Below are 20,722 nucleotides of genomic sequence, written 5' to 3' on the forward strand. Positions count from 1 at the left end.
TGTGGCGGACGGGATGGGCGGCCATCAGGGCGGCGACTTTGCCAGCCAAACAGTCATCGACGCTCTGACCGCTTTGCACGGGGGCTTCCGCCAGAAGCTTTGCCGAGCGCTATCCGTCAGGCCTTGCATCAAGCACACGACGACATCCAAGCGGAAGCTGCACGGCGCGGGAATTCCATCATCGGCACGACCGTGGTGTTGCTGGTTCTGGCGGGTGATCACTTTCTGTGCCTTTGGGCAGGCGACAGTCGTCTTTACCGCTTACGCGGCGAAACGCTGGAAATGATCAGCGTGGACCACTCTGTCGTCGGCGAGTTGGTGGCCGCTGGTCAGCTAAGTTGGGACCAGGCCGAACATCATGCCCAGAGCAATCAGATTACCCGCGCGGTGGGTGTGGGATCTGAGCCCGGGATCGAAAAGCGCCGCGGTGAGATTGCCTCTGGCGACCGGTTCTTACTCTGCTCTGACGGGCTGACGAAGTATGCCGACGAAGCAACACTGAAGCGGTTCATGCAAGAGGGAGCGCTTGAGACCCTGGCCGACGAACTGATGCGCGTCGCGCTCGAAGGCGGGGCTGCCGACAACATTTCCGTCATCGTGGTCGATATCTGAGGAGAGATTCAAAATGGTCTGTTTCTGTAAACAACCTGCCGCCGCGATCCCAACGTTTATCCGGCCCAGTTTTTCCATGGCCTTGCCGCAGGTTCCGCTGCAGATGCAATTGGCCGTCGCTCTGCCTGCGATCACGCCTGAGAACCGGCTGGACATGCAGATTGGAGCTTATCTGGGCAACCTCAATCTGCCCACCATATCCATGCCGAATTCCGGGCTCTTCCAGATCGCCCCGATGCTGGCACTTGTGGCGGGGACATTTCCACTGATGGATTTGCCCGCCTTGGAACTGTCGCTACAACAGATGGGCGACACGATGATGACGCATGTCTGGCCGCACCTAGGATGGCTCACCTCGCTCAAGATCGGGCCGCTCTTGAACTTTGCCCTTGCGGCCCGGCTGGTGCTGGATTTGCGGGCCCTTGGCATCGATCCGTTCGATATGTCCTATACCATGCCGCGGGTCAGTTATCCGGGCCATCATTTCCGGATGTCCATGCCTATGCCGCAGTTGCACATGGCGCGCCTCCTGTTAGGGCTACCGAGCCTGTTTTCGCTGACCGAGACATTTCAGTTGCCGACCTTGGGCGATGATGGATCCTTCCCGGGGTTGTTTAGTGCGCTGCACCGTCTGGCCAGCGTCCGGCCGCCTCAACTGGGTATCACGCTCCCTCAACTCACCAAGCTGGCTCTGGTCTTGAATGCGTTGGCAACGATCAAGATGGCCTTTGGCGATCCTGGACTGATGGGGGCCGGGCTCGCGCCTATTCGCGCGATGATGCGGTTCTGGGGAGCGCTTCCTTTTCCGATGCCGCCAATGCCCGCTCTGGCGCTGAATGCTCAGCTTGACGCGTTGCCGTCGCTCGAGTCGATACAGCTGGGTGAGGGGATGGTGTCGCCGTCGATACTCGCGCCGCTGATGGGGTTTTCGATGCCACAGATCGGGTTCTTGCCGGTCGCCAACTTGATGCTGGGTCTCAGCGCCTCCTTGCAACTTGTGCTCGACATGGATCCGCTGGATCCATGTGCCCTTTGCCCGTTTTCCTGAGACTGCAAGCAAAACAAAAAGGCCCCGCGCGAAGCGCCGGACCTTCATTCGTGCACCTTTGCAGCGCTTACATCAATTCCATGACGACCTTGTCGGAAACCGCCATGACCAGTTCAATACCGGCTTTGTCGGTGTTCCCTGCTTCTGCAAGGATGGCCTTTGCCATTGTTATGGTCTTTTTGTTCACGGCGCCGTTCTTGACAATGGAAGCGCCCAATTCCTTGAGGTCTTTCTCGGCCCCCTTGGGCAATGCGAATTCCCGCATGACGCCCGGCCATTTCACCGCGTTCACCGCTTTCTCGTTCGCGTTCGAGAACTTTGGGATGTCCTTGTACGACTTTGTCAGGTGATCCTCGAAGTCGGCAAATGCTGTGCCCGCCGGGATCTCGCCCGAGCGCATCATCGAACTGTGCAGTGTTTCACTGGCTTTCTTGGCTGCCGGTCCACCTTTCTTCTTGAAAATACTCGTCAGCTTGGCCAGTTCCGCTTTGCGCTTCTTGAACGCGGCTGAATAGCTGAAGTATCCGTGCTTCTTTAGGAAATTCTTGGCAAGGAGGGTAAAGGCCGCCATTTTCTTATCGCCGTAGACACCCAGACCGTCCACTTCGGTGATGACCTTCGCGAACCACTTCTTGGTATCGGCTTTGCGGCCGGCCCGCCGCGCATCAAGTGCTTCCTCGAACGCGTTGTAGATGGCCAACTTGGCCGGCCCCAGCACAGTGTCAGTCAGCTGATACTCCTTCAAAAAAGCCTTGATCAGTGTTTGGTCACCTGCGGCTATCACTGGCTCCTTTCCTAAAGGGTGCTAGTAGTTGTTAGTCCCCAAAACGGGGCAAATGGTCTGATTTCAGTGCGGGTTTTTGGGACACCCAGCGCACCATGGACGCAGGCGCCGCGCTTAAAGTCTTGCAACGATTGCACAAAGCCGGGATGCTCGCTTTCCAGAGAGAGTGGGCGCCTCGGGTCTTGGGGCAAGACAGCAAGGCCATCGCAGCGAACGATTGGGTGAGGGCGATGAAACAGAATTCTCTGACCGGGGGGCGCGAGTGCGCGCCTGATCGCCGCGGCGTTGGTCCGTAGGCGTATGATGCTGTATGTCTGAGCGTTTGCAGATCGACCTGATAAACGAGGTGTCCGTCAGAATATCGGGCCAAGTGGTGCCGCTCGTGCAGTCCCGCAAGACCGTTGCGCTCATGGCCTATCTGGCCGTGACCGGCCAACCGCACCGCCGAGAACATCTGTGCGAGCTGTTCTTTCCCGACACCAACGACCCCAAAGGATCGCTGCGTTGGTCGCTGACTAAGCTGCGCCAGGCACTCAACACACATGCAACGTGTTTGCAAACCCCTGGCACCTCTGTGCTGATTGATGCCGATCTAATCAATCTTGATGTGCACCATGTCCAGGCTGTGCATGATGCCGCTGACCCCTCCAGCGCTGACTTGGTGGAGGTCGCCGAGTTGTTGTCCCACAGGCCGTTCATGGGGCTGGAACTGTCACGCAACGATGACTACGCGTTGTGGTTGATGGGCGAGCGCGAACAACTTCATAGCCTGCGGCCCCGTATCTTTCAGCGCATGGTCACGGCCGAGGATGTGAGTGATCAGGACGCGGTGAAATGGCTACGCCGATGGCAGCGGCTCGACCCTTATTCGCACGAGGCTCCTCGCCTCTTGTCGCAAAAGCTGACTGATCTGGGGCTTCAGGATGAAGCAGCAATCGTGGCCCGCGACTACACGGCCCTGATGGGCGACAGTGCTGTGATCGAACCACGACGCGATCCGCTAGAGCCTGTGCGCACCCGTCAGTCCATCGGCTTTTGCAAAGCATCCGATGGGGTCAAAATTGCCTATGCCAAAGTCGGCAACGGCCCACCTCTTGTGAAAACAGCCAATTGGCTCAACCATCTGGAGCTGGACTGGGAAAGCCCGATCTGGGCAGACATGTTTCACGCTCTGGCTGCGGACCACACATTCGTCCGGTATGACGAACGCGGCAATGGCTTGTCGGACTGGGATGTCCCGGAGATCAGCTTTCCGGCTTTCTTGGAAGACCTCGAGACGGTTGTGGACCATTTGGGCCTGACCCGGTTTCCGTTGTTGGGCTTGTCGCAGGGGTGCGCTGTATCGATTGAATATTCGATCCGCCATCCGGAGAAAGTCTCTGCTATGATCCTGATTGGTGGTTATGCTGCTGGCTGGCGCGTTGGCCTGTCGCCTGAGGAACGTGAACAACGTGAGGCTGTTCTAACGCTGACTCGGCACGGGTGGGGTACATCGAACCCCGCTTATCGCCACATCTTTTCGCAGACTTTCATGCCGAACGCAGATTCTGAACGTCTGGCGTGGTTCGATGATTTCCAGCGCCGAACGACATCGCCAGAAAACGCTGTGCGCTTTCAGGAGGCGTTCGGCGACATCGACATCCGTCATCTGTTGCCCAAGGTTCAGACACCCACACTGGTCCTACATGCCCGTGACGATCAGCGTATTCCCTTGAGGTGTGGCCGCGAACTGGCGGCCAACATTCCAAACGCAGAGCTGGTGACTTTGGACAGCCAAAGCCACATCATTCTTGGCGATGAGCCGGCCTGGCAGGTGTGCATGAGCGAAATCTCGCGCTTTCTGGCGAAGCATGTACCAGAAGGTCGCAAAGGTCGTCGCTGAACCAGGCTCTGGAACACAACTTCTTTTTTAACAATGGTCTACATCTTGCATTCTGCCCACGCGGCAGGTCGCAAACACAGTCTTCGTTCCCCGAACGGTTCCCGAGCCGACTGATCCGCGCCACACTTTTCGATACGGCCGTTAGCGGATCCGAGGCTGCGTACGGCGGCGTAAACCTTCTTAGTGTCGGCGTCCAGCAAGCCTTAGGTGACGGCCTTGCCGATGCCGCGATTTGCATCTGTGATCAGGGCAACAGTGTTCGTTATGCCAAAAGCCATTTTGACACTCCTTTCAGGGTTCAGATTTTCAGTTGGTCGTTTAAATGGTGCCGCCTACACCCCGACAGAAATCAGGGCCGACAGCATTTAGGGGAGGATGCAACCCTAAAGATTGTGCCTGTATTCCATCAAAGCCTTAGCCGCTCTCTTGGCGTTCCCGCCGTTGCGGTCACGGCCGAGCCGTTTGCCGCCGGTGTGCAGGGTAAGTCACACAGCCCTTAGTCTGCGCCAGCGTCTATCAATGCACGACAGATGTACAGTATGGCCGTGCCCAAACACAGTTGTCGCTTCGGCAGGTTCGTTTCCTTCTTTGAACGTGCTGTCGTCATCGGACCAAACGGCTGGCACGGCGAGGCAGCGACGCGCCAGAAACGGTGGGCTCTGTCCCTATTGTCGGAGGATGGCAACAGGGCGTTGGTATTGCGAGGCAGAAACCAATTTTAGGATATTCTCATGCCGGCACTCTATCACGCTCCAAACTCTCGTTCGACATCCATCGTCGCCTTAATTGAGGAGATGGGTGTCTCCGACCGCGTCAAAGTGGTTGAGGTCAATATCCCCCGACAAGACGGTGGAGGAGGCCCGGACTCGCGCAACCCCCATCCCGAAAAGAAGGTCCCTTACCTGGTTCACGGCGATGACCACGTTCGGGAGCGTGGCGCAATCGTCGCCTTCCTAACGGATATGTTCCCAAAGTCGGGCCTTGGCCGTCCGGCTGGACACCCACAACGCGGGGCATTCTTGAGCTGGCTGTTCTACTATCAAGGCGTAATGGAACCGGTGTTGGTTCTCGACTGGGCAAAGATCGAGCATCCTGCCATGCAAGCCACCTTCCGCGATCTCGATACAATGATGGACCGCCTGACTGATGCCTTGAACGGTCAACCCTACTTGCTGGGAGAAAACTACTCTGCGATCGACTTGCTGCTATCGAGCCCATTTCAATGGCTCCCGGAAGCTTTGTCGGACCGGCCCTTGGTTCAATCTTGGTCAGAACGCTGTGCCAACCGGCCGAAGTTGAAAGCTATCGTTGAGCGGGAGCAAGCGCGGATCTAAATCAGTCCCACGCGCTTGGGCCCGATCCTTTGTCAAAGTGGAACTGGACGAGCGAGCCTTCAAGCATCTGCGCCGAACGATCGCACCGAGAAGAGTTTTGCAGTTTTGAGTAAAGAGTGTCTCTGGGACGTAGCGCTAGAACACATAGGTGACTTCTGTAGTGAGAGCAGAATATTCGCACCTCTTTTTCCATGAAGAAGACGTGGGGCCGTCGCCACTGACGGTCTCATCGAGCACGCGGATTGCGGGGCGCGCCGCACAAGGCAAGTGCGGCAGGGAGGCAGTCGCCGCTAGACCTGCCGACCTCTTCGCTAACGCGGCATGAGAACTAATCGACCCTGGCTAGACACGTCCACTGCAGCCACAAAATGTATGAGCGACACAGGTTCATCCCAAGTCGGCAGAGACCCGCTGCGATCTCACGCAGTTCAACGTGGAGATGGCAGCCGGGTTCCAGTTTGTCTTGTTGGTTGTCTGTCCAATGACATTCGATTCACTCTAGTCAAGCGCTCCCGGGGCAGGCATATCTTCGGAGCAAGCCCGCGATGTTCGCCAGCCACATAATCTCAATGCCAATGAGAAGAGGTGCGCTGCGGTGGAGTTGCACTCTACAACTTTGTTGACTGCTTTTGTTCTGCCCTGGGTCTTCGAGCCAAGGTTTCGCGAGCCATATCTTGTCCGGTCGGTTGCACAGGGTAACGCAAGCCACCCGGCGCGTAGGGAGCCCGTTGTCGGGCTGCGTCGGCGGTGTTCTCAAATATCGCAGGACAGTTTGTTCTGCCGAGACAAGAGATCGAGGCCGGAGCGATGAGGATAGCGCGTTTCGCGGACCTTGCCGTAGCCCATCTTGGTGATGGTATTGCCCGTCACAACGGGCCGCAGGACCACGTAACCGGGGCCTGCCTATTCGCAATCCATGACGTCCGGCCGCACATGATCGCCGGACCGGCAGATGGTGCGCCACATGTCATCCCACTCTGAGAGAACGCTATGAAAGTGTATTCTGACATCGATGGTTTGGGTTTTTCCACCATGCGGAAACTGATGCTGAACGAAGCAACGGAACATGGGCTTCCAGTTCTGGAACAAGGAGAAAATCGTCTTAGGATCAAGTCAGATTATGGTGCGTTTGGCATCATTGACCGTAGTGCAAACGGCTTCCGGATTGAGATCGAAGCGGATGGTGCGGGCAATCTGCATGTTCTGCGGGACAGTCTGGTTGCACACATAGCCGATTTCCAACCGGATGTGGCAGCACAGATCGCGTGGTCGGATGCGGTGCAGGATGGGCTTAGACCGCCCAATTTTCAGTTTGCCAAAGTCAAGGCTGCAACGCGGTTGTCTGCTTCGTTTCAACGCCTGACTCTGGTCTTGTCAAAACCAGACAGTTTTGGTGATCGGGCCATTCATTTTCGTTTTGTCCTGCCCCGCCCAGATAACCCAGCACCAGAATGGCCAACGCTGGCGGCCAATGGATCGACCCGCTGGCCAGAAGGTGACAAAGCATTGCACCGACCTGTTTATACAGTGCGCGCTCAACGTCAGGCCGAGATTGACGTAGATGTATTTTTACACGAAGGCGGGCAAGCGTCGGAGTGGGCTGTGGGTGTGGCTTCTGGTACTTCGGTTGCGCTTATTGGACCGGGCGGTGGCGGCGTTCTGGATGCTGCTCGGGTTGTGTTGGCTGGGGACGAAACCGCCTATCCGGCAATTTCGCGCATCATCGAAAGCTTGCCAGGACAGACACGCGGTAAGGTCATCCTGTTAAGCTACGCGAAACAGCAAGACTATCCGGTGCCACATCACGTCGGTCTGACACCGGCTTGGGTCGGTCCGGATGATTTCGTGAGAGCGGTGTCGTCTGCTGCATCCGACTGCATGGGCGGATATGTATGGGCCGCTGCTGATGCGGGACAAATCAATGCGCTGCGCAACTGTGATGAGATCGCGCACCATCCAAAGGCACAACGCTATGTCGCCACCTACTGGAAACGGACATAGTTGCTTACAGCAAGCGCGGCACCATACAAGGACTGCCACTTTTCGTGAAGTGGAGTGAAGGGCTCTGTCCATTTCAGAGAGTTACACCGTTAACCCGTTGCCACCAAACCACGCAAGGACCGCTGGCTCCTACGCCATCAAGTGACCCACGCATGCCTAAGTTGCTTGAGTAAACGGGGTCTGCGCGGTGTGAAGCCTCAGGTGTCGGATGAAAGCGCGGGCTATCGCGGGCGTCGGCTTGTGATCCGAAGTCACAAAATATGTACGGTATTCGATCGGTGACGCGAATTTGCGAAAGATGACGTCATCGGAACGATATTGCGCGACAGGGAACGGATTGATGACCGTGACACCGAGACCGGTCCGGGCGAGATCCACTGCAGCAAAGGAAGTGGAAACCTCAGCGACGATGTGCGGGATGCTTCGGCGATTGGTCAGGACTTTCTCCAGCTGCGCCCGTCGCGAATGCCGGTGGCTCAGAGCGATCAGCGGGTGACCATGCAGATCTTCAGGTTTGATCACATCGAATCCGGCCAGCTCGTGGTCTTTGGGCATCGCGCATGCTGCTTCGGAGTTTCGATAAGGCGTCAGCTTGATCCCTTCTCGGGTGAGGTCCACGCCGGACAATCCCAGGTCCGACCGATCCTCCTGAATCCTCCTGATCACATCTTCCGAGGACGCAACCTCAAGGCTTACGAAGAAGTGGGGATTTGCGCGTAAGAAACTCGCGATGTGCCCGATAAGAAATCGATGGGCAAAGGTGGGTGGGGCGGTCAGACGCAAGGTTTCCTGTGCGGGTTCGGTCGGGCCATCAATGCGATCAAGCGCTTCGAACAACGGGTCCAGTCGCTTGTTCAACTGGGCGGCCTCAGTGGTTGGACGCAAGCGTCCTCCATCCCGCTCGAACAAGATCCGGCCAAGGCGGGCCTCGAGGCTCGCGATGGACCGGCTGATCGCAGATTGCGATAGCCCCAGTCGAAGAGCCGCTTTCGATGTCGTGCCGCTTTCCATGAGCGCGCGTAGCGCCTCATACTCTGGAAGGCTGTGCCAAGTTCGTCCTGCCATGAGACCCCTTTGATAACATCATCATCCTATGATATTTATTCATTCTTTGAAATCTGGTTCATGAGATTTTATGGAATAAGATGCACAGGTTGTCATTGCTCGGGACTGCCACCTTTGGGACACACAACCAACCCAGCCATTTTCGACGGGCACAATGATGTGCTTCTGAAACTCTTCACAGCTGGCCAAGCGACAGCCGCCGAACGCTTCTTGACGGGAGATGAAGGTGCGATCGATCTGCCCTCGGCTAAATCGGGCGGTTTCGGCGGTGGTTTCTTTGCGGTCTTTGTACCGTCGCCGATGGATGCCGATAAAACGTTCGCGGAGATGACGAAGGATGCCTATGATCTTCCGTTGCCCGATCCAATCAATTGGGAAGATGCCTTTCCCATAGTCATGTCCCAAGCCGCGATCCTGTTCGAGTTGGAAAAGCAGGACGCCTTGACTGTTTGCCGCTCGGCCAAGGAGATCAGGCGTTGCCTTGATTCAGGAAAGCTGGCAGCGGTTTTTCATATAGAAGGCGCAGAAGCGATTGACCCTGATCTGAACACTCTTGAAGTGCTTTTTCAGGCGGGGTTGCGGTCCCTGGGACCGGTTTGGAGCCGGGAGACCATGTTTGGTCACGGCGTACCCTTTCGATACCCCAGTACTCCCGACACGGGATCCGGCCTTACGGATCACGGACTGCGCCTCGTCAAACGATGCAATGAGCTTGGCATCATGGTGGACCTTTCGCATCTCAATGAGGCGGGTTTCTGGGATGTGGCGCGGTATTCAACCAAGCCTTTGGTTGCGACGCATTCCAACGTTCACGCAATTTGCCCACATTCCCGGAATCTGACCGACAAACAGCTTGCGGCGATTGCCGAAAGCAATGGTATGGTGGGCCTGAACTATGCGGCGGCGTTTTTGCGCCCGGATGGTAAGATGCTGTCTGATGTCCCGCTGGAAGAAATGATCCGCCACCTTGACCATCTGATTGAGGCACTTGGCGAAGATCGTGTCGGGTTTGGATCGGACTACGACGGTGCGGTTGTACCGGAAGCGCTTAAATCCAGTGCCGGATTGCCGAAATTGCGGGCAGCCATGCGGCAGCACGGCTACGACGATGCTTTGATGACGAAGCTCTGCCATGAAAACTGGCTTAGAGTTCTTGAGGAAACCTGGGGAGCATAGCCTGGGCACAAAACACGCCAAATTCTGACAAAGGAGAGAAACACCAAATGAATACTTTTGCAAAATTGCTCACCGGGGTCGCGATAGGCCTTGCGGTCAGCGTAACATCCTTTTCGGCGGTGGCCGAGACGCCAGCGAACATGTTGGTGATTGCGCACCGGATTGACGATGTCACCACGATTGACCCTGCTGAAAGCTTCGAATTTGCTGGCTCTGACATCAGCCGAAATGTGTATAGCCGCCTCGTCAGTCTTGATCCGAACGATTTGGCTGCAGGATATAAACCGGATCTGGCCGAGAGCTGGGAAGTCTCGGAAGATGGAAAGACGATCACCTTCACCATGCGGGAAGGGGTGACGTTCCACTCCGGCAATCCGGTCACTGCTGAAGATGCAGCCTTCTCGCTGCAGCGGGCGGTCATACTGAACAAGACACCCGCATTCATTCTGACACAGTTTGGTTTCACAGCCGAAAACGCTGCCGAGACAATCCGCGCCGAAGGCAACAAACTGATGATAACAACGGACAAGCGCTATGCGACATCCTTCGTGCTCAACTGCCTGACTGCCACCATCGGGGCAATTGTGGACAAGGAAACCGTCATGGCCAACGAGGTCGATGGCGACATGGGCAACGAGTGGCTGAAGACCAACTCTGCAGGTTCAGGCCCCTATAAACTGGACAGCTGGAAGCCAAATGAAAGTGTCACCCTGTCATCCAACCCCGATTACTACGGAGGTGCACCTGCGATGGAGCGGGTCATTGTGCGCCATGTCATCGAAAGTGCGTCGCAACGGCTTTTGTTGGAACGCGGTGATGTGGACATCGCCCGCAACCTGAACCCGGAAGACATCGCTGGCGCGTCCCAAGTCGAGGGCGTGAAGATCGAGGACGAGCTGAAGGGCCGTCTGATGTACATCGCACTGAATCAGAAACACCCAGAGCTGTCCAAACCGGAGGTGCGGCAGGCCTTCAAATATCTGATCGACTACGAAGGCATGCGGGATAGCTTTCTGAAGGGCCAATACACGATCCATCAGAACTTCCTGCCGGCGACCTATCTTGGCGCGTCAGAGGAGAACCCATTCTCCTACAACATCGAAAAGGCCAAGGAACTGCTGGCTGCCGCAGGGGTCGAAAACCTTGAGGTCGAGATTGGCGTACGTGAAGCACAGGAACGCATCGAGATCGGGCAGAGCTTCCAGAATGCTGCTGCACAGGCTGGCATCAAGGTGAACATAACCGTGGGCACCGCCAAGCAAATCCTGGCACGGTATCGCGCGCGTGAACTCGACGTGTATCTGGGCGCATGGGGTCCTGATTATCCTGATCCGCAGACAAATGCGGGTACGTTTGCCTACAATCCGGACAACTCGGACGCGGCTCAGGCCACCGGTCTGCTGGCCTGGCGCAACAGCTGGGATACTGATGGTTTGACGGAAAAAGTCGAAGCGGCTGTGATCGAGAATGACCGCGATGCCCGTGTCCAGATGTATCAGGACATTCAGGCCGAGTTCCGCGAGACTTCGCCTTTCGTCGTGATGTTCCAGCAGATCGAGCAATCGGCGCTTCGGGACAACGTGACTGACTGGTCCACCGGCCAGGCCGTGACCTCTGCCGCCTATTGGCAGGTCACAAAGTAAATGGCCCTCACAGAGGACAATGGGAAGAGACGCGTGCACGCGTCTCTTCCTGCATGGATAAAGACAACTGCTCTGACGATCGGCTCGATTGCCGTCACGATGCTTGGGCTCTTATTCGTTACTTTCATTATCGGTCGCGTGATGCCCATCGATCCGGTGCTGGCCATCGTCGGCGAGCGCGCATCGCAATCTACCTATGATGCCGTGTTTCTCGAGTTAGGTCTCGACAAACCGTTGGTCGTGCAGTTCGGGTATTATATTTGGGACGTGTTGCACCTTGATTTCGGCACTTCGCTTTTGAACGCGAGACCCGTTTCCGAAGACATCGCGCGCGTTTTCCCTGCAACGCTCGAGCTTGCGACCTTGGGCATTTTTATCGGGATCGTCATTGGCGTGCCGCTGGGTGTTGTTGCCGCCGCCCGCAAGGGTTCGTGGATTGATCAACTCGCCCGCGTGCTTGCGCTTGTTGGATATTCGATGCCGATTTTTTGGCTTGGCCTCATGGGCCTGCTAATCTTCTACGGCATTCTGGGATGGGTCGGCGGGCCGGGACGCGTCGGCATATTCTATGTGGATGTGGTGCCAAGCGTTACGGGCTTGATCCTTGTGGATGCAGCTCTCGATCGCAACTGGGACGTCTTCAAAGATGCCTTCAGCCACATCATCCTGCCTGCTTCGCTCCTGGGATACTTTTCGCTGGCCTATATCAGCAGAATGACGCGCTCATTCATGCTTGAGCAGCTCAGTGCCGAATACATCACCACCGCGCGGGTCAAGGGCATGTCCGAATGGGACGTCATCTGGAAACATGCGTTCAAGAACATACGGGTGCAGCTGATCACGGTGATCGCACTCAGTTATGCCAACCTGCTGGAAGGGTCTGTGTTGACCGAGATCATCTTTTCCTGGCCGGGGATTGGCAGCTACATTACCACAGCTCTTCTGAGTGCAGATATGAATGCCGTCCTTGGCGGCACGGTTGTCGTCGGACTGATTTTCATCCTGCTCAATATCTTCTCGGACCTGCTCTACAAGGTCTTTGATCCGAGGGCCAAGTAGATGACGGAACAGACACTCAGGGCTTGGCTTCTGACGGATACGCCCACCTCGCGCCGCCATGCGAAACTGTCGGCGCTGTATCAGGGCTGGCTTGCGTTTCGCGCGAACACCATGGCGATGATCGGACTTGGCATTCTGCTGTCACTGGTGCTGATTGCTGCTGCCGCGCCGCTGCTGGCACCGCATGATCCCTTTGTTCAGAACCTTGGCAATCGGCTCGCGCCCTTGGGGTCGGAAGGGCACATCCTTGGCACCGACAGTCTGGGCCGGGATATATTGTCGCGACTGATCTACGGTGCGCGGATCACGCTCTATATCGTCGCCTTGGTGGCCATGATTGCGCCAATCGTCGGTCTCTTGGTTGGAACTGTCTCGGGCTATGTCGGCGGGTGGGTAGATATCGTCCTGATGCGGATCACCGACATCTTTCTGGCCTTTCCGCGCCTGGTGCTTGCTTTGGCCTTTGTCGCGGCGCTCGGGGCCGGGATCGAAAATGCGGTGATTGCGATTTCCCTGACCGCATGGCCGCCCTATGCCCGCATCGCGCGGGCCGAGACACTGACCATCCGCTCCTCCGACTACATCTCGGCGATCAAGCTTCAGGGTGCCGGAGGCCTCCGGATCATCACAGAAACATATCTGGCCGCTTTGCGTGTCGTCCCTCATTGTGCGCGTAACGCTTGATATGGCGGGTATCATCCTCGCGGCAGCGGGCCTTGGCTTTCTTGGTCTTGGGGCACAACCGCCCAGCCCGGAATGGGGTGCGATGATTTCAGAGGGGCGTCGATTTATTCTCGACCATTGGTGGGTTGCCACCATGCCGGGGCTTGCAATCTTTATTGTGTCCTTGGCCTTCAACCTTATGGGTGATGGCTTGCGCGACGTACTTGATCCGAAAGCAGGTGAGTGATGGACACTCTTCTTGATATAGAAAACCTGTGGGTCAGGTTCCCCACGCGCCAAGGTGTCTTTGATGCAGTGCGCGGTGTGTCTTTCACGCTCGGGCGCGAACGTCTTGGCATCGTGGGGGAAAGCGGCTCTGGCAAGTCGATGACTGGCCGCGCCATTCTGCGCCTTATTCGACCGCCCGGGATCGTCGAAGCTGATCACATCAAGTTGGACGGCGTGGACCTGCTGCAGAAATCCGAAAAGGGCATGCGCGATGTGCGTGGCGAGCGCATTTCGATGGTGATGCAGGACCCAAAGTTTTCACTGAACCCGGTAATGACCATTGGTGACCAGATCATCGAATCTTACCGGCTGCACAACAAGACGACAAAATCCGAGGCGTGGGTCAAAGCGCTTGAGATGCTTGAGGCGGTGTCCATCCGCAATCCCGAGCGCGTCATGCGTGCATACCCGCACGAGATGTCCGGCGGTATGGGACAGCGCATCATGATCGCCATGATGCTCATCCCGAACCCCGAAATTCTGATTGCGGACGAACCGACCTCGGCATTGGATGTCTCGGTTCAGCGGCAAGTGCTCGACATCATGGACAAGCTGGTCAAGGAGCGGGGCATGGGGCTGATTTTCATCAGTCACGATCTCAACCTGGTGGCCGATTTCTGTGACAGGGTCCTCATCATGTATGCTGGCCGGATTGTAGAGGTTTGCGATGCCAACAAGCTGCACGAGGCGCAGCACCCTTATACGCGGGGCCTGTTGAATTCGCTGCCGCGTCTCGACACGCCACGTGACCGTCTGGACGTGTTGAAGCGCGATCCTGCGTGGTCGGAAGCCCCAAGCGTGAGCGGGCGCCTATGAAGATGCTGGAAATAGATGGGCTGAACGTTTGGTTCGGAAGTGGCCGAGACCGGGTCGATGCCGTCAGAAACGCTGCCTTTGAAGTTGGGGCAGGGGAGAGCTTTGGCCTGGTTGGCGAAAGTGGATCTGGAAAATCAACGATCCTGCGCGCGATCACAGGCCTTGCCCCCTCTTGGTCGGGCAAGATTGCCGTCGCCGGCAGGCAGATCGAAATAAGGCGCCCCAAAGACTTCTACAAACAGGTCCAGATGGTGTTTCAGGACCCTTACGCGTCACTTCACCCGCGCCATTCAGTTGATGCAGTCCTTGGCGAAACGCTGCAATTGCATGGGTTCAAGGACATCGATGCCCGTGTTGCCAGGTTGCTCGATGATGTTGGGTTGGGTCAGAAATTCCGCTTCCGCTATCCCCACCAGCTGTCGGGTGGCCAGCGGCAGCGCGTGGCGATTGCCCGCGCCTTGGCCCCAGAACCTGAGCTTTTGCTTCTGGACGAGCCGACCTCTGCGCTAGATGTTTCTGTGCAGGCCGAAATTCTGAACCTGCTTGCTGACCTGCGCCAAGAACACGGACTGACTTATCTGATGGTTTCCCACGACCTCAGCGTTGTCGGCCACATGTGCGATCGGCTTGCGGTGATGAAAGACGGCGAGATTGTCGAGATCATGGATGTGGTGGCCCTGCGCGCCATGAAGGCCACGCATCCCTATTCGCAGCACCTACTTCAGGCCTCGGTTTGAGGCGAACTCCAGAAACGGGGGAATACATGTACCATTTCAGAAAATCTTTGTTGGTTGGTGTCACCGCCAGCTTGATGGCTGTTATGCCGCTCTACGCTGAAACGCCCGACAACATTCTCGTCGTTGCGCAGAACATCGATGACATTGTGACCATCGATCCTGCGTCCGCGTATGAATTCAGCTCGGGCGAATATGTGGCCAATACATATGATACACTGGTCCGATATGATGCGGCAGATACCACTGTTCTTGCCCCGGCTCTGGCAACAGACTGGCAAATCGATGCAGAGAACAAGACCGTTACGTTCACGCTGCGCGACGGTGTGACGTTCCACTCCGGCAATCCACTGCGCGGGGAAGACGTTGTTGGGTCGTGGAAACGTGTTGTGACACTGGACAAAGCCCCGGCCTTTATCCTGACGCAGCTTGGCTGGACAGCTGACAACATCGAACAGATGGTTGCGACAAGCGGAGATACCGTTACCGTGCGCTACGAAGGTGATTTCGCACCATCCTTTGTGCTGAACGTGCTGGCTGCACGGCCCGCGTCTATTGTGGATATGGAAACTGTCATGTCCAACGAGGTAGATGGTGACATGGGCCATGCGTGGATGAACAAGAACTCCGCTGGCACCGGACCTTTCAGCCTTGGCACGTACCGGCCTGCTGACATTCTCTCGCTCGATGCCAATCCGGATTACTATCAGGGCGGTCCGGCGATGGACCGCGTCGTCATTCAGCACAATCCTGAAGGCGCCACACAACGCTTGCAGCTTGAGGCGGGCGATATCGACATGGCAAAGAACCTCGACCCTGGGCAGATCGCGGGTCTTGACGGGGCCGACAGCGTGCGGGTCGAAACATACCCGCAGGCGGCCGTGCACTGGGTGTCGTTCAACCAGAAAACCGAAAACCTCACCGACCCCGCAGTGTGGGAAGCGGCACGTTATCTCGTCGACTATCAGGGCATGGCCGATGGCATGCTTGAAGGGCAGATGAAGGTCCATCAGGCATTCTGGCCTGACGGCTTTCCCGGCGCGCTGACTGACACACCGTTCAGCTATGACCCGGAGAAGGCCAAGCAGATCCTCACAGATGCCGGTGTGGAAACACCAATCAATGTGACGATGGATGTCATCTCGGCCCCGACCTTTGTCGAAATGGCGCAGGCATTGCAGGCCTCCTTTGCCGAAGGGGGTATCAACCTTGAGATTGTTGCGGGAACTGGCGCGCAGGTGATTACCAAGTACCGCGCGCGGACCCATGAGGCGATGTTGCTTTACTGGGGCCCGGACTTCATGGATCCGCATTCGAACGCCAAGGCGTTTGCGTTCAATGCTGACAATTCGGACGACAAATATGCTTCGACGACGACCTGGCGCAACGCGTGGATGCCGCCAGCTGAGATGAACGAGAAAACCATGGCTGCTCTTGCCGAACAGGACGCCAACAAACGGCTGGAGATGTATCTGGAGTTGCAGAAGGAAACTCAGGCCGAGGCACCATTCGTCATCATGTTCCAGGCGATCAAGCAGGTTGCGATGCGCGATAACGTTAAGGGGTTCGTGAACGGCGCAACCTCTGACTACGTCTTCTATCGTCTTGTCGAAAAGGAATGAGTGACACGCCTTCACCCGATGCGTTCTTTGCCGATTTGCATAAGGAAGTCGGAGGGCGCTTGTTCACCGTGACAGTCCTTGACCACAAGGCTGGACTCGCGCAGCGCGTTTACACCTCGCACCCCGAGACCTACCCGGTCTCGGGCACCAAACCGATGTCGCAAGGCGCGTGGACCGAGATGGTTATCGAACGAGGTGAGACATTTGTGGCAAACACGGTTGCGGAATTTGCCATCTATTTTGCAGACCACGCGTTGATCGAAAGCCTTGGTTGTCAGTCAGCTCTTAACATTCCGGTCGTCGATGATCGGGTTGTTGGGACCGTCAATGTCCTAGACCAGGAACACTATTTTTCGCCAGATAAGGTGGAGCGCTGTAAGTCAGCAATTCTGAATCGACGTGAAGAACTGGTCGCTGCTCTGCAACGTTTTGTCAGTTGAAGGATGCCGGGGTACTGTGTGTCTGTTTGGCTGTCATGGAGCCAAACAGACACAAGGCTTGGGAAACAGGTGACGCGATCATGCTAAGCAATCAATGGCACATCTTCTCTATCGACAAGGTCGTCAAAGGATTTGCAAATGCAGGTTCAGCGCGATTCCAATCAGTATGAATCCTCCGATCCAGGCCATTCGTTCACGCATCGCCCTTTCTCGGTTGATGATTTTCGTCATTGTGCCTCCCATGTAGGCCACGACCAGGTCGGACGGGATCGCCGTCAACGGCACCAATATGCCCAGCACCAAGAGCTGGACCTGAACACTGACGTCGGCCGATTGAATGTGGCCGGTGTTGATGAAGGGTGGCAGAAAGAGCGCAAAGAAAAGAACGGTTTTCGGATTTAGAACTTCCACGATCACGCCCTGCCAAATGATCGCGGGAAGCGGTTTCTGTCGCACCTTCTTAACGTCGAAGGTCACCTGGGCCTCGACCTTGGCCCCACGGATCATGTCAACGCCAAGCCAGACCAGGTAGATTGATCCGACATAGCGCAAGGCAGTCACCAGCCAGTCGGATGTCTGGAAAACCGTGGCCAACCCCAATGCTGTTGCAACCGCAAGAACGATACCCCCCAGGCACAATCCAAGGGCTGAGGCGAGGCCAGCCATACGGCTCTGACCAACGGTTCGCGACAGCACGTAGAGCATCGAAGGGCCGGGTGTCGCGCTGAGTGCCAGACCGGCCAGCGCCACGGCGATCATCGCATCCACACTTGGCATGATTTAACGCGCACTCCGGTTCATTCGGGTTTCGAATGGATTCTTGATCGATGTCGCCTGGTCTGATTTACCGGCAGTTGTTTCGCATTGGGTTTGGTTTCTCAAGTACGGAAAGTCCCGCACCAGCATTCGTTCCAGATGAACCCCGGCTTTGAAAGGTTCATATCTGGATTGTTCACCCCGACCTATGAGTTCAGGAAAAGGACTGATCATGGTGTCGTAGTTTGCCGCAACAAAATATGGCATCGAGAACCGCTCGGGACTGAGGTTCAGAACCCGGTGCGGTGTTGAACGCAACAGGCCATTGGTCCACGCTTCGAGCATGTCTCCGATGTTCACCACGAAGACACGTGGATCCACCGGCACATCGATCCAACGATCATCAGTGTTCATAACCTGAAGCCCCGCGTTTCGGGTGTGCAGAAGTGTCAGGCATTCATAGTCTGTGTGCGCACCCATGTTGACCGACTTGACGTCGATCTCATTGTTCTGGCGCACATAATGCAATAACCGAAGCTGGGATATAGGCTTGGTCATGCGATCTGTCATTGTTCCGGGGACCAGTCCCAGATGCAGCTCGAGCGTTGAGCAAATCAACCGACCGAGAGCAGAAATCTGCCTGTAGTACTCTGATATTGTGTTCTGGAATCCTGAGATGCAGGGCCAGACATTTGGCCCCAGCAGGCGGTTACCGGCCAGAAAGTCGGGATCGTCAGGTGGCAAGTCCAAGCCGAGATCGAAAGCTTCGTAACTTCGGTTCATCTCGTCCGGATAGTCGCCCTTTTCTGTGAATGGCACGTAGCCACGGTGGTTTGTGCTTAGTCCAATGTAGTAACGTCGCTTTATGGGGTCCGGCAGAGCAAAGAATTGCTCGGCCATTTGATAGGCTCGCTCGACAAGTGCGAGGTCAATTCCGTGACCCATGATCCTGAAAAAGCCGATCTCGCGCGCCGCAAGGCCGATTTCATCGGCGATTTTTCCTTGTATCGTTGCGTTTGCGGAAGCTAGTGCCCCGATGTCGATGAGAGGTAGGCTGTCGAACGCGCCCGGAATGTCTTTCATCTGTTCTGCAGTCGAAGCACCCAAGTGCAAAACCCTTATCAGCTATTGATGAATGGCACGTTATTGCCGCCAGACGAACCGGCTGGGAAGTAGAGTTCGAAGGTCGAACCTTCGTCGACACGGCTGTGCACCGCTACGGTGCCACCCGATTGGCGCATGACCCCGAGCACCATAGAAAGCCCCAACCCGGTGCCTTCGCCAACGGCTTTCGTGGTAAAAAACGGATCAAAGACTTGTGGCAAACGATCCTCGGAAATGCCTGCTCCTTGATCTGAAACACTTAACCTCACATAGCGTCCTGGCTGGAGCTCGGAAGGGAAGTGTCGTCCTTCTGGCAGAGTATGGAAGATGTTTTCGGTTGTGATCTTGAGCGTGCCGCCGTTCGGCATCGCGTCAATACCGTTCAGTACAAGATTGAGAAGCATGTTCTCCATTGCCATGGGATCGACTGATACCGACCAAAGGTCACCAGCCAGGCTCTGCATGACATGTTGTGCCAGCGACTGTTCAAAGTTCTCGCAGAAGGTCGACACAAGTGTGTTCAGATCTAGAACCTCAGGCGCCAAACGTGTCCTTTGCGCGAAGGCTAGCATGTCTTGGATCAGCTTGGCGCCCCGCCCTGATGCAGTCTTAATGCTCTGAAGTGTTTCTTTCTTCTCGACACCCAATCCGTCCAGTTCCAGCAGTTCGATGTTTCCCGAAACTACGGTCAACAGATTGTTGAATTCATGTGCGAACCGGCCGGTCAACCACCCGATCGCTTCCAGCTTACGCGCCTCGAACAGCTTGGCTTCCAAAGCTTTTCTGCTGCGCGTTTCCAAAGTGAGTTGAGAGTGTGCAGCGACGAGGTCTTCGTATCGCTCGTGGGACCTCTGGGCCTCCGCAAGCAACTCCAGCTTTGCGCTTGTCATCGCAGCAACCGTGCTTAGTATTTCCAGTTCCGGTTCGCCGAATACGGCAACGTCCGGGTGTTCGCTGTCGATGACGCCGACCACACGGCCAGCCGAGGTCAGTGGCACGCAAATCTCCGAGCGTGCGGGTTGCGTGTCGGCGATGTAATTTTCGTCCCCAAAAAGATCATCCACGATGATCGGCTTGGCGCTTTGTGCAACCTGCCCGGTGATGCCACGCCCGAAGGGGATAACCAGTGGGTTGATGATGTTCCGCCCAAAGGGATTTTTCTCACCCCATGCCGCGGCCTGTGTCAGTTCTGTTTGCGCTTCATTGGCCTGGTAGATGACACAGTCGATAAACCCCAGCTTGCCAACCACATTTTGGGCGACATACCAGAACAGATCTTCGACACTTGGGATCGACATCAGGTCGACCGCAAAAGTGTTAAGTGTGCGAAGCGTTTGTGCTTCGCTGGCTCGGTTTCTCTGGCTGAGGCTCATTGGCACAGGCTGGAGCATGACTTCAATTCCCTGAACAGGCTAGCCAAACTACTTTAAGTTGTGTTTCGCCTTAGGTATAGTCTTTTTGGTGTGTTTTTCGGAAAAACTTCTTTCCCAATTGTTTTGACACCGGCAATGACCGACCCAATCGGATCAATTTATAGCCCATTGAATTTGCCTAATTAATGGAGTTGGTCTGGCCTGGCAGATCAAAATCGTTTCGTTCCCAAAGTCACGTGATTTAAGAAATGCTTGTGGTAACGAAATCAAACTGGCTCATGATTGTCAGTACGGTTGTTCAACCGCGGTCAAGATTTTCCCA

17 protein-coding genes and 1 pseudogene are annotated in these 20,722 nt (G+C 56.1%); 13 read left to right on the plus strand and 5 right to left on the minus strand.

Annotated features, from left to right (window positions below):
• The first annotated feature begins 123 nt into the window (after positions 1-123).
• Positions 124-612, plus strand: coding sequence for a PP2C family protein-serine/threonine phosphatase (locus ACZ1HN_RS08505; RefSeq protein ID WP_472727176.1), 489 nt, complete (start codon positions 124-126; stop codon positions 610-612).
• A 13-nt stretch (positions 613-625) separates the two neighbouring features.
• Positions 626-1,660 (plus strand): hypothetical protein, encoded by a 1,035-nt coding sequence (locus tag ACZ1HN_RS08510; protein ID WP_472727177.1) that lies wholly within the window; start codon positions 626-628, stop codon positions 1,658-1,660.
• A gap of 67 nt (positions 1,661-1,727) precedes the next feature.
• Here the strand turns inward: ACZ1HN_RS08510 and ACZ1HN_RS08515 are convergent, their stop codons facing one another.
• Positions 1,728-2,444 carry a hypothetical protein gene (locus ACZ1HN_RS08515; RefSeq protein ID WP_472727178.1) on the minus strand — a complete coding sequence of 239 codons (717 nt, stop codon included), beginning with the start codon at positions 2,442-2,444 and terminating at the stop codon, positions 1,728-1,730.
• A gap of 310 nt (positions 2,445-2,754) precedes the next feature.
• Here ACZ1HN_RS08515 and ACZ1HN_RS08520 point away from each other — a divergent pair, with 310 nt between their 5' ends.
• From ACZ1HN_RS08520 to ACZ1HN_RS08530, 3 genes are all read left to right on the plus strand, one after another.
• Positions 2,755-4,326, plus strand: a complete 1,572-nt coding sequence (locus ACZ1HN_RS08520) for a bifunctional AfsR/SARP family transcriptional regulator/alpha/beta hydrolase (protein WP_472727179.1) — start codon at positions 2,755-2,757, stop codon at positions 4,324-4,326.
• A 731-nt stretch (positions 4,327-5,057) separates the two neighbouring features.
• The gene (locus tag ACZ1HN_RS08525) at positions 5,058-5,660 is read left to right on the plus strand and encodes a glutathione S-transferase family protein (RefSeq protein WP_472727180.1); all 603 of its coding nucleotides are present in this window, start codon (positions 5,058-5,060) and stop codon (positions 5,658-5,660) included.
• A 990-nt stretch (positions 5,661-6,650) separates the two neighbouring features.
• The gene (locus tag ACZ1HN_RS08530) at positions 6,651-7,661 is read left to right on the plus strand and encodes a siderophore-interacting protein (protein ID WP_472727181.1); all 1,011 of its coding nucleotides are present in this window, start codon (positions 6,651-6,653) and stop codon (positions 7,659-7,661) included.
• A 156-nt stretch (positions 7,662-7,817) separates the two neighbouring features.
• On the opposite strand, the gene ACZ1HN_RS08535 is transcribed toward ACZ1HN_RS08530, so the two are convergent.
• A complete protein-coding gene (locus ACZ1HN_RS08535) occupies positions 7,818-8,726 on the minus strand; it encodes a LysR family transcriptional regulator (RefSeq protein WP_472727182.1) in 909 nt (302 codons plus the stop codon).
• 114 nt (positions 8,727-8,840) lie between these two features.
• Between ACZ1HN_RS08535 and ACZ1HN_RS08540 the strand changes: the two genes are divergently transcribed.
• From ACZ1HN_RS08540 to ACZ1HN_RS08575, 8 genes and pseudogenes are all read left to right on the plus strand, one after another.
• Positions 8,841-9,902, plus strand: a complete 1,062-nt coding sequence (locus ACZ1HN_RS08540; RefSeq protein WP_472727183.1) for a dipeptidase — start codon at positions 8,841-8,843, stop codon at positions 9,900-9,902.
• Positions 9,903-9,949: 47 nt separating this feature from the next.
• Positions 9,950-11,545, plus strand: coding sequence for an ABC transporter substrate-binding protein (locus ACZ1HN_RS08545; protein ID WP_472727184.1), 1,596 nt, complete (start codon positions 9,950-9,952; stop codon positions 11,543-11,545).
• Complete coding sequence (locus tag ACZ1HN_RS08550) at positions 11,546-12,604, plus strand: ABC transporter permease (RefSeq protein WP_472727185.1); 1,059 nt, start codon at positions 11,546-11,548, stop codon at positions 12,602-12,604.
• A pseudogene (nikC, locus tag ACZ1HN_RS08555) lies at positions 12,605-13,514 on the plus strand (nickel transporter permease).
• The gene (locus tag ACZ1HN_RS08560) at positions 13,514-14,371 is read left to right on the plus strand and encodes an ABC transporter ATP-binding protein (protein WP_472727186.1); all 858 of its coding nucleotides are present in this window, start codon (positions 13,514-13,516) and stop codon (positions 14,369-14,371) included. The pseudogene nikC and the gene ACZ1HN_RS08560 overlap by 1 nt, the downstream one beginning before the upstream one ends.
• A complete protein-coding gene (locus ACZ1HN_RS08565; protein WP_472727187.1) occupies positions 14,368-15,108 on the plus strand; it encodes an ABC transporter ATP-binding protein in 741 nt (246 codons plus the stop codon). Before ACZ1HN_RS08560 ends, ACZ1HN_RS08565 begins: the two co-directional genes overlap by 4 nt.
• 74 nt (positions 15,109-15,182) lie before the next feature.
• A complete protein-coding gene (locus ACZ1HN_RS08570) occupies positions 15,183-16,727 on the plus strand; it encodes an ABC transporter substrate-binding protein (protein ID WP_472729296.1) in 1,545 nt (514 codons plus the stop codon).
• Positions 16,724-17,167, plus strand: a complete 444-nt coding sequence (locus tag ACZ1HN_RS08575) for a GAF domain-containing protein (RefSeq protein WP_472727188.1) — start codon at positions 16,724-16,726, stop codon at positions 17,165-17,167. The genes ACZ1HN_RS08570 and ACZ1HN_RS08575 overlap by 4 nt, the downstream gene beginning before the upstream one ends.
• 123 nt (positions 17,168-17,290) lie before the next feature.
• On the opposite strand, the gene ACZ1HN_RS08580 is transcribed toward ACZ1HN_RS08575, so the two are convergent.
• Genes ACZ1HN_RS08580 through ACZ1HN_RS08590 form a run of 3 tightly spaced genes read right to left on the minus strand, consistent with a single transcriptional unit; the run spans position 17,291 to position 20,418 of the window.
• The gene (locus ACZ1HN_RS08580; RefSeq protein WP_472727189.1) at positions 17,291-17,944 is read right to left on the minus strand and encodes a LysE family translocator; all 654 of its coding nucleotides are present in this window, start codon (positions 17,942-17,944) and stop codon (positions 17,291-17,293) included.
• A 3-nt stretch (positions 17,945-17,947) separates the two neighbouring features.
• Complete coding sequence (locus ACZ1HN_RS08585) at positions 17,948-19,006, minus strand: isopenicillin N synthase family dioxygenase (RefSeq protein WP_472727190.1); 1,059 nt, start codon at positions 19,004-19,006, stop codon at positions 17,948-17,950.
• Between the two features lie 38 nt (positions 19,007-19,044).
• Positions 19,045-20,418, minus strand: a complete 1,374-nt coding sequence (locus ACZ1HN_RS08590) for an ATP-binding protein (protein ID WP_472727191.1) — start codon at positions 20,416-20,418, stop codon at positions 19,045-19,047.
• Positions 20,419-20,722 lie beyond the last annotated feature (304 nt).

The sequence above is a fragment of the Tateyamaria sp. GN1-10 genome (genome assembly GCF_055693845.1).